The sequence below is a fragment of the Pradoshia sp. Z6_59 genome (genome assembly GCF_058267515.1).
Window position 1 is genome coordinate 202,595 of sequence record NZ_JBZCPP010000002.1, and the last position, 14,406, is coordinate 217,000.

Genomic DNA, 14,406 nt, shown 5'->3' on the forward strand with positions numbered 1-14,406 from the left:
ATTCTCAAATATACATTTCATTAATGGATACTACCTCGTCGTTGCCACATTGACTGCAGGATAAAAGATGCTTGCATGTATTCTGTCTTACTGATTGAGGATCTCCGTCCGTTTGTTTTTGTATAATGGTCTCCAGATATGCACTATAGTCGTCATAGTAATCCATCACCTTCCCAAAATCCTCCATATTTATATCGCAATTTTTACATAAGTATTCTATAGAAGTTAGACCATTGCATAAAGGGCATTCCATATTATCCTCTCCAAACCTTTTCTTTTCCTTATCGTTTCACTCATGAGATTTTTTATGTTCATGGAAACCAGATAATATTTTCCTGCTTCCATATAACCCTGTGAAGAATATCTGCTCCAGCTTTTACCTTTTTATATCTATGTATAAATTAAAGTGTGACCTTCCATACTAGCTAGTAGAAAGACGCAATCACATCAATGGGTCAAGCCGTTTAGGGCTAAGGAGATTCCATACGATAATCTCCTGTATGTCGGTTCAAATCCGACTGACCCAGCCAAATAAATCATTTTTTTAAAAGGAGATTAACATCATGGCTCAAAATAGCTCAAATAATAACTCATCTAATCAATTGGTTGCTCCAGGTGCAGCAGAAGCAATCAATCAAATGAAATACGAAATTTCTACTGAGTTTGGAGTACAACTTGGTGCTGAAACAACAGCTCGTGCAAACGGATCTGTTGGAGGAGAAATAACAAAAAGACTTGTTCGTATGGGTGAACAACAAATCAGCGGCAGATCTCAATCTTAATTAAAAACTTCATATAAATGACTAAAACCCCCTTCCGAACAATTCGGAAGGGGGTTACGAATGCTTTTAAGATTTTTGTTTGACCATATCTTTTGGATTTACCCATTGATCAAATTCTTCTTCAGTTAAGTAACCCAATTTCAAGGCTGTTTCTTTTAACGTGCTGTTTTCTTTAAAGGCAAGCTTAGCAATTTCAGCTGCTTTCTCATAGCCTATATGTGGATTAAGTGCCGTAACTAACATAAGGGAGGACTCTACATTTTTTTGAATGCTTTCAATATTAGCCTCAAGCCCTACCAGACAATTAACCCTGAAGGATTTAAGCGCATCTGACAATAGTCTGGCAGATTGCAGGAAATTATAAGCAATCACAGGTTTAAACACATTTAACTCGAAATTCCCCTGGCTTGCAGCAAATCCAATGGATGTATCATTCCCTAATACTTGAACAGCTACCATTGTCAAAGCTTCACTTTGCGTCGGATTTACTTTACCAGGCATAATCGAACTTCCAGGTTCATTTGCAGGAATGGTAATCTCCCCAATACCACTGCGAGGGCCGCTTGCCAACCAGCGTATATCATTAGCCACCTTCATCGCATCCATAGCCAAAGCTTTTAATGCACCATGTGCATAAACAATCTCATCATGACTGGTCAATGCATGAAATTTGTTTGGTGAAGAAATAAAGTTATAGCCGGTTTGTTCAGATATATACCCCGCTGTTTTATCGCCAAATTCGAGATGGGCATTAATGCCGGTACCAACAGCAGTACCTCCAATCGCAAGGCTAAGCAGCTTCTCAGCACTTTCTCTAATCATTTGTTCTGAACGTTCAAAGCTGTATCTCCATCCGCTTATTTCCTGGCCAAGTGTTAAAGGTGTAGCATCCTGCAGGTGAGTACGTCCAATCTTCACAATTCCCATAAACTCCTGCTCTTTTTCTTGAAGTACTTTTCTAAAAGCAATAATTTCAGGTAAAATATTTTTATGTATCGTTTCATAAGCTGCAATATGTAAAGCCGTTGGGTAAGTATCATTGGAGCTTTGAGACATGTTTACATCGTCATTGGGATGCAGCGTTGCTTCAAAGCCATTATTCTCCAGCCACTCATTTCCTTTACGTGCTACTACTTCATTCACATTCATATTACTTTGGGTTCCACTTCCAGTTTGCCAAACTTTTAGAGGAAATTGATTATTTAAATTTCCTGCGATAATCTCATCACAAACGTATGATATCGCATTCTTTTTTTCTTCCGATAAATTACCTAAATCAAAATTGGAATAAGCAGCTGCTTTTTTTAGGTGTGCAAAGGCATATACAATCTCAATTGGCATTAATTCTTGCCCAATTTTAAAATTGTTGCGGCTACGCTCTGTTTGAGCCCCCCAATAGCTATCAGCTGGAACACGCACTTCTCCCATCGTATCTTTTTCAATCCGATATTCCACCTTCATCATCCCCCATAAAGTATTATCTTACTATTAAGAACATACTCTCTATTATAGCAGATGGTCAAATGATAGCGCTTAAATTTAGCCCCTTGACTGTTAGCTTTTAGGAGATATTAGGTTTACGCATCCCAAAGCATGTGTCCGATAAAAAAGCCTAAAGTCATGATACTCGCTATAGCAAGCGTTACACTGTAATCGATCATCTTCCATGCCTCCTCATATCCTTCTAAAGATAAAAATAGCACATTTACCTCTGGGCTGACCGGGTAAAAAATGAAAATATATTACAATTCCATGACTATCTCTAAAGTTGATTCCAATTCATCATTAATTTCCCACGGTATCTATATTTTGTTTAATTAATTTGCCACAGGGTAAATAGTATATAAATTAGCACAATTACAGAGGAAAAGGTGAGACAAAATGCAAAAATATGAAATCGGTTCTTCTGAACTTTCCATTCAAAAACAAATAACACTTCCACAATTAATGTGTATAGCAGATTATGCGAAAAACTATAATGGAACAATAAAACTAGCAGCAAAAAACCAAGAAATAAATGTTAATGATATTCCCTCATTAACAGCGTTTTTCCTGACTTTGGGTACTGACGCTCAGGCTAAAGTCCTTGTTAAAGGTGAAAATGCCCAAGAGGCAATCGAACAAATTGAAACTATTTGTTTGGAAGAGAGCACCGAATTAACGCCATCTATGTCTTAATTACAGTATAGTAGAAAAGCCCATTTGAGACCGTAAAATTTACGATTTCAAATGGGCTTTTTTCATTCCTATTGAATATGAAAGGCAACTTTCTCTTTTAATTAATTTTTCCAGCGATTGATCCATTCATCAAAGTTCTTCTGAATCTTTTCCTTTTGCTCAATCCAATAGTTTTTAAAACGGTTCTTTTCTACTTCCTTTTCCATATCATCTATTGTTGGAACAACAAATGTTTGATTTTCGACATTTTGCAAGGCTTTCGTCATGATTTCCTTAAAAACAATATTTGAACCGCTTATTTTATCTTTGTAAAGATACTGATTGACTGTTGTTTTATCATAACCCATCCACACGGCACCAACAAGGTTGGGAGAATAACCGACAAACCATTGGTCCTTTACAGCGTCCTGTCTAGAGACATTATCTACCTGAGTTGAGCCCGTTTTACCAGCGATATCTCTATTTTCAACCTTTGCATTTGTTCCGGTTCCACCTTCATGATCAATCACACCCTTAAGCATGGCAGTCATATTTTTTGCTACTTCCTTGGTCGTTACTTTAGTTTTTTTCCCTTTAAATACAACAACTTCTTTGCCGCTTGCATCTACAATCTTTCGGATTAGATGTGCTTCCTGACGTACACCTTCATTTGCAAATACAGAATAGGCTGAAGCCATCTGCAGAGGAGATACTCCCTCATTTAGCCCACCTAAAGCAAGACCCAGTGTTCGGTCATTCTTTCCAAGTTTAATGCCAAATTTCTCTGCATAATCCATTCCAGCCTGTATGCCTATTTCATTCAAAAGCCAGACGGCAGGTATATTTTTCGATTTATAAACTGCCTCAAACATCGGTACTTCCCCTTCATACTGATCATTATAATTCTTCGGTGAATAACCTCCTGCAAATTCCATCTCCGTATCTTTAATCAAATCTGTAGGTTTATATCCGTTTTCAAGGGCAGGTGTATAAACTGCAAGCGGCTTCATGACCGAACCTGGCTGGGCTTTTAATTGTGTTGCTCTGTTATATCCAAGAAAAACATGCTCTCCCCTTCCCCCAATAAGGGCTCTGACGCCCCCAGTCTTGGGATCTAGCAAAACGGCACTGCTTTGTACTAATTCATCTGCATTAGACCCTTTCGCGAACAAATTATCTTGTTTATATACTTCTTCCATATCTTCCTGCATACCCTGATCTAGTTCTGTGTATATTTTATATCCACCTGTTAACAAATCGTCCTGCTTTATTCCGTATGTTTTGTCAGCTTCCATAATCACCTGGTCAACATAATAGGGAAACTTTCCTTTTAAGGGATCGCTTAACTCTGTGAATTTTATTTCTTCATCAGCTGCTGATTCCTTTTCTTCATTTGTAATAAAGCCTCCATTTTTCATCTGTACTAGCACTACTTCTTGCCTTTTTTTTGCCGCTTCGTAGTTTTTATAAGGATCCAAAGCGGAGGGAGCATGTATTAACCCAGCTAGCAAAGCTGCCTCAGAAAGATTGACCTTTTCGATTTCTTTTCCGAAATATACCTTGCTGGCATTTTGAATTCCCCAAGCGCCATGCCCAAAATAAATTTGATTTAAATACATCTCCAGGATTTCATCCTTTGTGTAATCACGTTCAATCTGGCTGGCTATAGAGACCTCCTTCAGCTTTCTCTTCAACGTTTGTTCAGGCGTTAAAAGTGTTATTTTTGCTAATTGCTGCGTGATCGTACTTCCACCCTGAACAACAGAGCCTGCTGTGAAATTCTCGTATGCCGCTCGAATAATCCCTATATAATCAATCCCACTATGTTCATAAAAACGCCGGTCTTCTATTGAGATAACAGCATCAATCACATGCTCTGGAATCTGATCAATTGAAACCCCTTCTGTCTTGTTTGCTGAAATTTTACTAGCCTCATCTCCATCCATATCATAAATGATAGTCGGCTGCATAAGCTCAGTTTTCAAATGAGACAAATCAACTTCCTGATTTAAGAGCAGATAAAGGAATGAACTTACAATAAGGGCTATGAAAGATAGACCAAGCAGAAGAATATGTACTAAACGAGAATGGTCAAATATTTTTAATAACTTATAACCCATCCAATTCTCCTCCTCTCTAAAAATCAACTAAATTTCTATCCATTGTTACATATTATACACAAAAAATAAAAAACAACTGATAGACAGTTGTTTTAGGTTTACCTATATTTTTCACTTGTTAATCTCATTATTCGAGTTTCCAATTTCTTTATGCAATGTTTCCATATACATATAAACAATTTGCTTTAATTTTACATCTGCTCCCAAAACATCCAAGTGAGTTAAGCATTTTTTTATAATTGGGTGAATATCTTGGGGTTGTTTTTCATCTAACATCCTCATCACCTCTTTTTTCTATAATACAAGAATACAAGATATTTGCTGGTATGACCATTGGTCTTTTGGCATATTTATCTATTTTTCGAACATTTAAATAGGAAATCGTAATTTCACCTTATTATAAAGACCATTTTTTCAAAATTATCACAAAAAAGATATATCTACTCTTTTAAGGAATAAGATCACCAAATAGGTTAATGGATTGGCAAGATCCTTTGTCTGATGTTTCCAAAAGCCAAATAAAGGATAAATAATAACGAGTGCAAATAAAATGAAGGGACTGAGTTACATGTTTAACCATATATTGGTGGCGTTCGACGGCTCAGATTCGGCTAAATTGGGATTGTCAATGGGATTAAATTTTTGTAAGAGTAAAGAAAACTCTTTATTATCTGTAGTTTATGTTTATGAAGAAAATAATGAGGGATTAATTCCTGAGAATACATTTGTAGCCTCAACCAATAGCACATTTTACGCAGATTCCAGCCAGGGGCAGGCAATCGTACCAGAAACAAATTCTTTAATAAACAGCAACTCCGCGAATAATAATCGCCTTGAGGAAATTGAACGCTACGTAAACAGCTTAGAGGGTAATAATCTTATCCATTCACATTTTGTAGTACTTGAAGGGACAATTGATGATATGATTCTTCAATATGCTGAAAAAGAAGGAGTCGATTTAATTATTGTCGGCAACAGCAGTACTACTGGTCTTCGTAAATTGTTCCTCGGCAATATCTCTGAAAAAATCATTAAAAATGCCTCATGTCCTGTATTAGTGGCAAAATAATCAATAGTTCCATACTTTTTATGGCCTCCTGCCTCTTACAGTGCAACGGGAGGCCATCTATGTTTGCTAGAAAATCTAAATCTAAAAAGTTTCATCAAACTAAAAAAAGAGACATTCCGGGCAATTTCATACACACTTACGTACGGCAGGAATCTCTCTATATCACAGTATTATTGCAACACTTTATTAACCAATTCTTTATATTTATTATGTGCATCATTCTCATTTAATGAACTATAAATCCGATACTGATCCTCATCTAAAATACGATAGTGCTCACTAATCATATTTTGCTGCAGAACATATCCGCCATCATTAAGTATATCTTTCCACCATACCTTACCGCCGAGCATTTTTTCTTTTCTGTAATCAATTCTTTCTCTCGAAACAGTTTCAATAACCTCGAGAGGGTCCCCGCCAAATAAGGTCTGCACAGTTAAGGTTTCACGAAATAATGAAACGACGGCCACGACAGTAGTCCAACTAGCTTCATTACGCTCTTTTTCAATTTGTACCAAAGTTTTTTTAGAAATACCGATGATTTCGGCCATCTTGTCTTGTGTATAATCAACTTCCACACGGATTAATCGCATACGTTCAGATATTAGACGAATAATTTCATCCTTACTCATAATCATCCCACTTCCCATCAATATAAAATATAATATTTATACTCCAAATTTAATGTTCACTACTATCATTATAATAGAAATAAATGGAAGATAGGTATTATTATGTATAAATTTACTAATTTTTTTATATTCTTTTGTTCTTTTTACAAAAAAACTGCTTTCTATTAATAAAAAGGACGATAGAACTATAACCCTTTCGAGAAGTGAAGCCAAAAAGCGGATTCAGTCAGATGGAATGAGAGAAAATCAAAAAGACTTTCGACTATGTCGAGAGCCCTCAATAAAAATGAATAATCTTCTTAGGAATGATGTACAGATTTCCGCAAGATCACCCGTGGTGCTGCCGCAAATAATAGCATCATAACCATTCCGCTTACAATAACACTTGGAAGCATGTAGGATAGATTATAAAGCAATGAGAAGACTGCGACTGATTGACCATCTGCCGCACCAGTTCCAAAGAATACCATTCCAGCAATAAAATGTGCCAAAAAGCGCATAGTACTACCTAGTAGTATTCCTAAAACAATAATACCTGATGTTTTAATATCCTTTTGCCCAATTCGTTCTCTATCTGCATAGCTAAATACAATCCCAGCTAAGCCAACAACCGTATAAGCGACAATATAATCAAGAAAACCTTGTACAGGATGCATGATATAAGCAGTACCTGACAATATTTGCAGCAAACCTAACAGTAATCCTGTAGTTACGCCGCCTTTAACTCCCCATCGATAAGCCATTAAAAAAACAGGTACCATAGCGATTGACACGCTGCCACCCTGCGGCCATAAACTAAACGACACAACAGTGGCCAACAAATCAAAAATAAATGCCAAAGCAGAAAAAACAGCAATCTCCACCATAAATAATAATCGTTTATTTCTCATCTTACTTCCCCTTTCTAATCAAGAGCTCCTAAAATCGTAACCTCCATCTTGATCGGGCATCCAAAAATGCAAAAAAGCAATGCTCGCACAAAAATGGCTCGCATTGCTTACATTACATTCATTCAGCCACATTCCTACGCTAGCGCTAACTAACAGGTTCAAAGGGTCAGAACTCGATCGTTCACTCTCAGCCATTGGCTCCCCTTGTGGAATACTATTCTTTCTTACATCGTACTAATTTTTCCATACATTAGCAAGTATTATTAATTCAAAATCTAACTAAGCAGTCATTTCTTCTATTTCTAGAGTATCTGCTTTATCTTCTTTTTCTTCACGTTTCTTTTCAGATTGGGCAATAATAACGGCACAAGATGCATCTCCAGTAATATTAACTGCTGTTCTGGTCATATCAAGTAAACGATCAATACCGAGAATCAAACCTACACCTTCAACTGGAAGGCCAACCTGTCCAAGAACCATGGTCAACATGACTAATCCTACACCTGGCACTCCTGCTGTTCCAATACTTGCAAGAACAGCTGTCAAGATGACAGTAATTAATTGCGTCATTGTAAGTTCCACACTATATGCCTGGGCAATAAATACAGTGGCAACCCCTTGCATAATAGCAGTTCCATCCATATTTATAGTGGCGCCAAGCGGCTGCACAAAGCTGCTGATACTTTTTGGTACATTCAGCTCTTTTTGTGTAAGCTCCATAGCTACCGGCAAAGTTGCACTGCTCGACGAAGTACTAAACCCGACTGTCATAGCTGGGAAAAACTTTTTGAAAAACTCTATTGGATTGCGTTTCGCGAATATTGCAATCGCTCCTCCGTATGTGACAATTGTATGAGCCAATAATGCCAAAAGAACTACGATCATATAAAGACCCATATTTTTAATAGCCGGTAGACCTTGGCTTCCGACAGCAGTTGCTATTAAGGCAAATGTTGCATAAGGTGCTGCCTTCATAATTAAGTTAACTAAATACATCAGTACTTCATTACCTTGCTCCAGAAGGTTGATAATACCTTTTGTTTTTTCTCCAAGAGCCGTAATTGCAATTCCAAAGAAAATAGACATTACAATTACCTGAAGCATATTTCCATCCGCCATTGCCTGAATTGGATTCTTTGGAATGATATTAATGAGAGTTTCAGTTATAGAAGGGGCTGTAGTGGCTGTATATTCAGCTGAGGCAATATCAAAATTACCTCCATTCCCTGGTTTAATGACTAAGGCCAGGAATATACCTATTGTGATAGCAAATGCAGTCGTTGAAAGAAAATAAAGAATGGTTTTACCACCAATCCTGCCGAGTTTTTTGGGATCCCCCAAACCCGCTGTACCTAACGTAATTGAGATAAGTACAATAGGAACAACCAGCATGGTAATGGCGTTAATGAACAGACTGCCGATTGGTGAAAATACTACAGCATTTAAAATTTCAAATGATTGAGGTGAAAAAATGTTTAGCACTAATCCAACAATTGCACCAAAAAACAATCCTAATATAATTTTAACTGTAAGGTTCATAGATGCCCTCCTTCAATTATCTACTAGAAAAAATCTACTATACTCCCCATAAAAGGAGAATTTAACGAAAAACATCCCACAAATTAGAACGGTTTTTCTTATTTCTATATAATAATAGTAGATTATTCCTAAGATGACAATGGAAAGAATTACAGGGAGGTGTGTACAATCTTACTCTTAGCTTGATTGAGGGCCTATTTTTCCTCGTTTTGTCGCTTGATTACATAAGTATTAATTTATAACTTTGCCCTTTCAGCAAGTCCTCATACAACAGCAAAAAAAGACGCATACATGCGTCTTCTGTGAAATAATCGTATTTTTAACTATTATGTATGTATTAGATGATCAATGACTTTTTAGTTCTACTTCCTTCTTGGACTCAGATGCTTCTTCAGCCATTAATTCATTACCCAAATGAGCGAATCCTGAAATAAATACATTTGAAAATATTTCATTACGTGATTTTGTCTTTTCGATGATAACTCCCTGTACCTTAAATTTAGATACAATATCCATACACACTATCTCCACCTCTAATTTATACTAATCCATACAAATATACCCTTATATTTATCCTTCAAACCAAAATATGAGCATTTTATTTGACATTTATACCAGCTATATTTACTAACTGATTTTATGTATATAACACTATAATTATGTTACTTATGTAAATAATACCACAACTTAAATTTTACTAAATTGCTGAAAAAAAGATAGTCCCAAATTTTATATTTATTGAAAATATAGTCAAATTATTAAATTAGGAATAAAAACAAATGCTATTCATTTAGAAATTTAATATAATGGATAGTAATAACTCTTTTTCAAATACTTCTCTTTTATAATCAAGGGGTGATTCACATGGGAAGTTGATGACCAAAAACATTCATATAGTCGATATCATATATTTAAACCATTTAGCTGAAAGCAGCTTATTACTACAGGAGGTGACTCCTTGACCGTCATATACGGTTAAAGGAAATTTATTGGACATATGGAATTTGGTTTTTATAGCCATTTTGATTGCATTAACCGCATTTTTTGTTGCATCGGAGTTCGCAATTGTTAAGATTCGATCTTCACGGATAGATCAATTACTGGAAGAAGGAAATAAAAAGGCAATAAGCGCAAAGAAAATCATCACAAATCTGGATGAATACTTGTCTGCCTGTCAGCTTGGCATAACGATGACAGCACTGGCACTTGGCTGGATCGGGGAAGAAACCTTTGCCACTATCATATCTCCGGTAATATCATTCTTAGCATTACCGGATGCTGTTACCCAAACACTGACGATCATTCTCTCTTTTATGTTAATTACATTTATTCACGTAGTCATTGGTGAATTGGCACCAAAGACTGTTGCTATTCAAAAAGCGGAAGCAATTGCTCTTCTTACCTCAAAGCCACTTATGGCTTTCTATAAAATCATGTATCCTTTTATATGGGCTCTTAACGGGTCAGCAAGGCTTATTGCCAAATCAGTCGGCGTTGAACCCGCTTCAAAATATGAGATTGCACATACAGAAGAAGAACTGCAAATTATTTTGTCTGAGAGTTTGAAGAGCGGCGAAATTAATCAATCTGAGTTTAAATATGTGAACAATATATTTGAATTTGATAACCGAATTGCAAAAGAAATTATGGTACCAAGAACAGAAATGATTTCCTTATCAAAAGATGACCTCGTAAAAGAATTTATTGATGTATTTCATGCTGAGAAATTCACTCGTTATCCTATTATTGATGGAGATAAGGATCACATCATTGGATTAGTAAATGTAAAAGAAATACTGACAGATATCGTCCAGCATAAACAGGTGACAACTGTCACTCTTGATCCCTACATTAGGCCGATAATCCGTGTCTTAGATACCATGCCGATTCATGATTTATTAGTCAAGATGCAAACTGAACGCATTCACATGGCCGTTCTGATGGATGAGTATGGCGGAACTTCAGGTTTAGTCACCATTGAAGATATAGTTGAAGAAATTGTTGGAGAAATCCGTGATGAATTCGATGCTGATGAGATACCTGAGATTCGTAAAAATCCAGACGGCTCCTATATCGTTGATTCTAAAGTACTTATCAGCGAAATTAATGACTTACTTGGAACTGATTTGGATGACACAGATATTGATACAATCGGCGGATGGGTTCTAACCGAAAATTATGATGCCAAGTTGGGCGATACGATTGACCTTGAAGGCTTTGAAGTAACCATCATCGATATGGAAGACCATCATATCCATTATGTTGAAATTAAGCAAAAGGTTAAAGAATATCAGATCATCGGTATACCACAAAAAAACGTCGCTGAAGAAGATAATGTCCTCTTCTCTTAATAATTGAATTATCTATAGAAAACCAACCAACAAACCGCTTCTCTAAATTGGAATTTATTTTCCTTAGAGAAGCGGTTTTTTATAATGTATGCCTCTTTTCCTGATTAGCTACAAGATCCTTTATAGTTAGCTTATTTACTTCGGGAAAACAAAATAAGCAGAACCTTAACAGGTCCTGCTTAATCATTACTCGGTTATAACTGTCGTTTTCGTCTTATACAGTCTATAGAGCCTTACAATATTTTTGGTGATTGTTTTTACAACTGCATAGGTCGGTACGGCTAATATCATCCCCAATATACCGGCTAAACTTCCTGCAACCAATAATATCAAGATAATCGTCAATGGATGAATATTAAGTGATTTCCCAATAATCAGCGGAGAAATCAGATTACCATCAATTTGTTGAACTATTACAATCACTAAGACAACCAAAATAGCTGTTAACGGCGATTGGAATAGACCGACCACCACTGCGGGTGCAGCCCCAATAAACGGGCCTACATATGGAATAATATTAGTAATTGCAATTACTAATCCCAGCGTCAGTGCATATGGCAAATCGAGTATTAAGAAACCGATAAAACAACACGTACCGACAAAAATACAGACAATAATTTGTCCCTGTATATAGCTTGCCAATGTCTCAGAGGTTTCCTGAATAATAACCATTCCTTCTTTCCTAAAAGAAGATGGCAAAAATCTCATAATTGCATTGGGAAGTTTATTCCCATCCTTCAACATATAAAACAGGATGAACGGAACTGTTATGACTATTAAAGTAAGATCTGTGATGAAGGAGACAACGGCCGAGACTCCAGTCGTGATATTCTTTGTCACAGTGGTTGTGAATTCAAGCAATCTGTCCTTCAGTTCGTCTATTTTAACTATATCCTGTTGAATCACATATTTAACCAAAGGGGAATCAGATGCATCCTCAATAATTCTTCCAATATCATCAATAATTTTAGGCGTATTCTCGACTATATCTGTTATTTGATTTGAAACGATTGGCCCAACTGTTGCTCCACCAAATATAAATAAACCAATCAGGGCTATGTATACGATCAAGATTCCAATAATTTTTGGTACTTTCCGCTTTATCATAAATTTTAAAAGTGGATTTAATAAATAAAACAAAAATCCTGAAATCAAAATTGGGAAAAATAGCGTAGATATGAAAATCCCAATCGGATTAAATAAGAAGGAAATTTTTGTACTTACAAATATAATCAATAACAGTAACAAGATTTCCAATGTCCAAAAATGTAATTTTGATTTCAATTGTATCCTCCTCTCCTCATATTCGGTTATTCCCCATTATATCGTATTTATTCGTTAGAAAAAACATTCCCATTAATATAATGTTTTCATACATTATATGTCATACTTTTTATAAAAATCTGTTTTATTACTAAATATTGTATAATATTGGTAAGGCGGTGTTTAAATTGAAAAACTATACAGTATTGTTTCTGTTACTATTTGTTGCAAGTATCACAGGTGGTATGGCATTAAAGAACATTTTCGAGTATTCAATGTTAGTTGGAGTTGGGTTAGCATTCATATTTATGCTTTGTTCAGCTTTTTCACTACGCATAAACAACCGTAGGAATCATAACACAGAAATGTGACTTAATAACTCCAAAGGCATTTTCAGCTACTTCTGTGCTAACAAGGTGATTGTGGACATAAGAGCTTTTTCAAACGGGGCAGGTCGGATAAAGATGGATATAGCATTGGGGGATTTATAGTGAAAACAACTATTTTAAATCGTATAAGCGAAATCCAAAAAAAGGTCGGATTTTCCGGAAGTATTCTCGTTGTGGAAAATGATGATATTTTAACAGAGTTAAGCTACGGTTATGCGAATCGTTCTGAACAAATTGAAAACAGGCTAACCACAAGATTCGGGATCGCATCAGGCTGTAAACTTTTTACAGCCATAGCAATCTGCCAGCTTGTAGAAAATAGAATACTTTCTTTTGATACGAAATTAGAAGATTGTCTTACTATTCAATTTCCTAACTTTGATAAGGGTATAACAATTCACCAGCTATTAACCCATACGGCAGGAATACCTGATTATTTTGATGAAGAAGTGATGGATAACTTTGAGGAATTATGGGTTAATAATGCGATGTATCAAATGAGAAAATCAGAAGACTTTTTACACCTATTTCAGAACCAACCAATGAAATTTAAAGCAGGAGAAAGATTCCACTACAACAATGCAGGCTATATTTTACTTGGTTTAATCGTTGAACAAGCAAGCCGACTTGAGTTTTCGGAATATATAGAGGAAAAAATTTTTAAAAGAGCAAATATGAGGACCTCAGGATATTTTGAATTTGATAATCTTCCTAAACATACAGCACTTGGTTACATTGATTATCCGAATGGTGAATGGAAGACTAATATATATTCATTACCTGCGAAAGGTGGTTCGGATGGTGGAGCCTTTGTGTCAGTCGATGATATGCGGAAGTTATGGTATTCGCTCTTTCATAACCTATTACTGAATGAAGAACACACTAATAAATTGCTTACACCATATATTCAAACAAACGATCAAAACAGCTTTTACGGTTACGGATTGTGGATAGAGAAACATAACGATGAGATTTTCAAATATCATATTATGGGCTATGACCCCGGAGTTAGTTTCCATTCTGCATTTTATCCTAAGATGTCAACCACAGCCGTAATATGTTCTAACAAATCTAAAGGTGCATATGATATTACGCAGGAAATTGAAAAAGAAATTTTAACCCTTTGGGATGAACTCAGGCTGTAGTGAGATTAATCCATAACAATGCAGAACTATTAATGGACATTCAATAGACTTATAGAAATTCTATGTAAG

Annotated in this window: 14 protein-coding genes and 1 riboswitch; of the genes, 5 read left to right on the plus strand and 9 right to left on the minus strand. The window is 35.9% G+C overall.

The features are described from left to right. Window positions 1–4: 4 nt before the first annotated feature. A complete protein-coding gene (locus AC4D4B_RS03165; RefSeq protein WP_490999157.1) occupies window positions 5–169 on the minus strand; it encodes a hypothetical protein in 165 nt (54 codons plus the stop codon). Between the two features lie 394 nt (window positions 170–563). On the opposite strand from AC4D4B_RS03165, the gene AC4D4B_RS03170 reads away from it, so the two are divergent. Then, window positions 564–782, plus strand: a complete 219-nt coding sequence (locus tag AC4D4B_RS03170) for an alpha/beta-type small acid-soluble spore protein (protein WP_490995585.1) — start codon at window positions 564–566, stop codon at window positions 780–782. A gap of 66 nt (window positions 783–848) precedes the next feature. Here AC4D4B_RS03170 and fumC read toward each other — a convergent pair whose 3' ends face one another. Beyond that, window positions 849–2,237 carry a class II fumarate hydratase gene (gene fumC, locus AC4D4B_RS03175; RefSeq protein ID WP_490995586.1) on the minus strand — a complete coding sequence of 463 codons (1,389 nt, stop codon included), beginning with the start codon at window positions 2,235–2,237 and terminating at the stop codon, window positions 849–851. A gap of 426 nt (window positions 2,238–2,663) precedes the next feature. Between fumC and AC4D4B_RS03180 the strand changes: the two genes are divergently transcribed. Beyond that, window positions 2,664–2,960 (plus strand): hypothetical protein, encoded by a 297-nt coding sequence (locus AC4D4B_RS03180; protein WP_490995587.1) that lies wholly within the window; start codon window positions 2,664–2,666, stop codon window positions 2,958–2,960. A 101-nt stretch (window positions 2,961–3,061) separates the two neighbouring features. Here AC4D4B_RS03180 and AC4D4B_RS03185 read toward each other — a convergent pair whose 3' ends face one another. Both AC4D4B_RS03185 and AC4D4B_RS03190 read right to left on the minus strand, forming a co-directional pair. Continuing rightward, window positions 3,062–5,059: a transglycosylase domain-containing protein gene (locus AC4D4B_RS03185; protein WP_490995588.1), complete on the minus strand. Its 1,998-nt coding sequence runs from the start codon at window positions 5,057–5,059 to the stop codon at window positions 3,062–3,064. Window positions 5,060–5,170: 111 nt separating this feature from the next. Beyond that, on the minus strand, window positions 5,171–5,335 hold the full coding sequence (locus AC4D4B_RS03190; protein ID WP_175354229.1) for a hypothetical protein: 165 nt from the start codon (window positions 5,333–5,335) through the stop codon (window positions 5,171–5,173). Between the two features lie 274 nt (window positions 5,336–5,609). On the opposite strand from AC4D4B_RS03190, the gene AC4D4B_RS03195 reads away from it, so the two are divergent. Then, the gene (locus tag AC4D4B_RS03195; RefSeq protein WP_490999158.1) at window positions 5,610–6,128 is read left to right on the plus strand and encodes a universal stress protein; all 519 of its coding nucleotides are present in this window, start codon (window positions 5,610–5,612) and stop codon (window positions 6,126–6,128) included. A gap of 170 nt (window positions 6,129–6,298) precedes the next feature. On the opposite strand, the gene AC4D4B_RS03200 is transcribed toward AC4D4B_RS03195, so the two are convergent. The 4 genes from AC4D4B_RS03200 to AC4D4B_RS03215 all read right to left on the minus strand — a co-directional run bounded on the left by AC4D4B_RS03200 (window position 6,299) and on the right by AC4D4B_RS03215 (window position 9,705). Next, on the minus strand, window positions 6,299–6,760 hold the full coding sequence (locus AC4D4B_RS03200; protein ID WP_490995590.1) for a helix-turn-helix domain-containing protein: 462 nt from the start codon (window positions 6,758–6,760) through the stop codon (window positions 6,299–6,301). 299 nt (window positions 6,761–7,059) lie between these two features. Further along, window positions 7,060–7,650: an energy-coupled thiamine transporter ThiT gene (gene thiT / locus AC4D4B_RS03205; protein WP_490995591.1), complete on the minus strand. Its 591-nt coding sequence runs from the start codon at window positions 7,648–7,650 to the stop codon at window positions 7,060–7,062. A 114-nt stretch (window positions 7,651–7,764) separates the two neighbouring features. Beyond that, a riboswitch (TPP riboswitch) is annotated at window positions 7,765–7,865 on the minus strand. A 64-nt stretch (window positions 7,866–7,929) separates the two neighbouring features. After that, window positions 7,930–9,189 carry a dicarboxylate/amino acid:cation symporter gene (locus AC4D4B_RS03210; protein ID WP_490995592.1) on the minus strand — a complete coding sequence of 420 codons (1,260 nt, stop codon included), beginning with the start codon at window positions 9,187–9,189 and terminating at the stop codon, window positions 7,930–7,932. Window positions 9,190–9,534: 345 nt separating this feature from the next. Continuing rightward, window positions 9,535–9,705, minus strand: coding sequence for a hypothetical protein (locus AC4D4B_RS03215; RefSeq protein ID WP_490995593.1), 171 nt, complete (start codon window positions 9,703–9,705; stop codon window positions 9,535–9,537). A gap of 473 nt (window positions 9,706–10,178) precedes the next feature. Between AC4D4B_RS03215 and AC4D4B_RS03220 the strand changes: the two genes are divergently transcribed. Continuing rightward, window positions 10,179–11,540, plus strand: a complete 1,362-nt coding sequence (locus AC4D4B_RS03220; RefSeq protein ID WP_490995594.1) for a hemolysin family protein — start codon at window positions 10,179–10,181, stop codon at window positions 11,538–11,540. Between the two features lie 186 nt (window positions 11,541–11,726). Here AC4D4B_RS03220 and AC4D4B_RS03225 read toward each other — a convergent pair whose 3' ends face one another. Next, window positions 11,727–12,824 carry an AI-2E family transporter gene (locus tag AC4D4B_RS03225; protein ID WP_490995595.1) on the minus strand — a complete coding sequence of 366 codons (1,098 nt, stop codon included), beginning with the start codon at window positions 12,822–12,824 and terminating at the stop codon, window positions 11,727–11,729. Window positions 12,825–13,293: 469 nt separating this feature from the next. On the opposite strand from AC4D4B_RS03225, the gene AC4D4B_RS03230 reads away from it, so the two are divergent. Next, window positions 13,294–14,337 (plus strand): serine hydrolase domain-containing protein, encoded by a 1,044-nt coding sequence (locus AC4D4B_RS03230; protein ID WP_490999159.1) that lies wholly within the window; start codon window positions 13,294–13,296, stop codon window positions 14,335–14,337. Window positions 14,338–14,406 lie beyond the last annotated feature (69 nt).

Bases quoted from the DNA above. Each gene is read 5' to 3' on its own strand.
- AC4D4B_RS03170 (WP_490995585.1), top strand. From the start codon at position 564: ATGGCTCAAAATAGCTCAAATAATAACTCATCTAATCAATTGGTTGCT.
- AC4D4B_RS03215 (WP_490995593.1), bottom strand. From the start codon at position 9,705: ATGGATATTGTATCTAAATTTAAGGTACAGGGAGTTATCATCGAAAAG.
- AC4D4B_RS03195 (WP_490999158.1), top strand. From the start codon at position 5,610: ATGAAGGGACTGAGTTACATGTTTAACCATATATTGGTGGCGTTCGAC.
- AC4D4B_RS03185 (WP_490995588.1), bottom strand. From the start codon at position 5,059: ATGGGTTATAAGTTATTAAAAATATTTGACCATTCTCGTTTAGTACAT.
- AC4D4B_RS03210 (WP_490995592.1), bottom strand. From the start codon at position 9,189: ATGAACCTTACAGTTAAAATTATATTAGGATTGTTTTTTGGTGCAATT.
- thiT (WP_490995591.1), bottom strand. From the start codon at position 7,650: ATGAGAAATAAACGATTATTATTTATGGTGGAGATTGCTGTTTTTTCT.
- AC4D4B_RS03200 (WP_490995590.1), bottom strand. From the start codon at position 6,760: ATGAGTAAGGATGAAATTATTCGTCTAATATCTGAACGTATGCGATTA.
- AC4D4B_RS03190 (WP_175354229.1), bottom strand. From the start codon at position 5,335: ATGTTAGATGAAAAACAACCCCAAGATATTCACCCAATTATAAAAAAA.
- AC4D4B_RS03180 (WP_490995587.1), top strand. From the start codon at position 2,664: ATGCAAAAATATGAAATCGGTTCTTCTGAACTTTCCATTCAAAAACAA.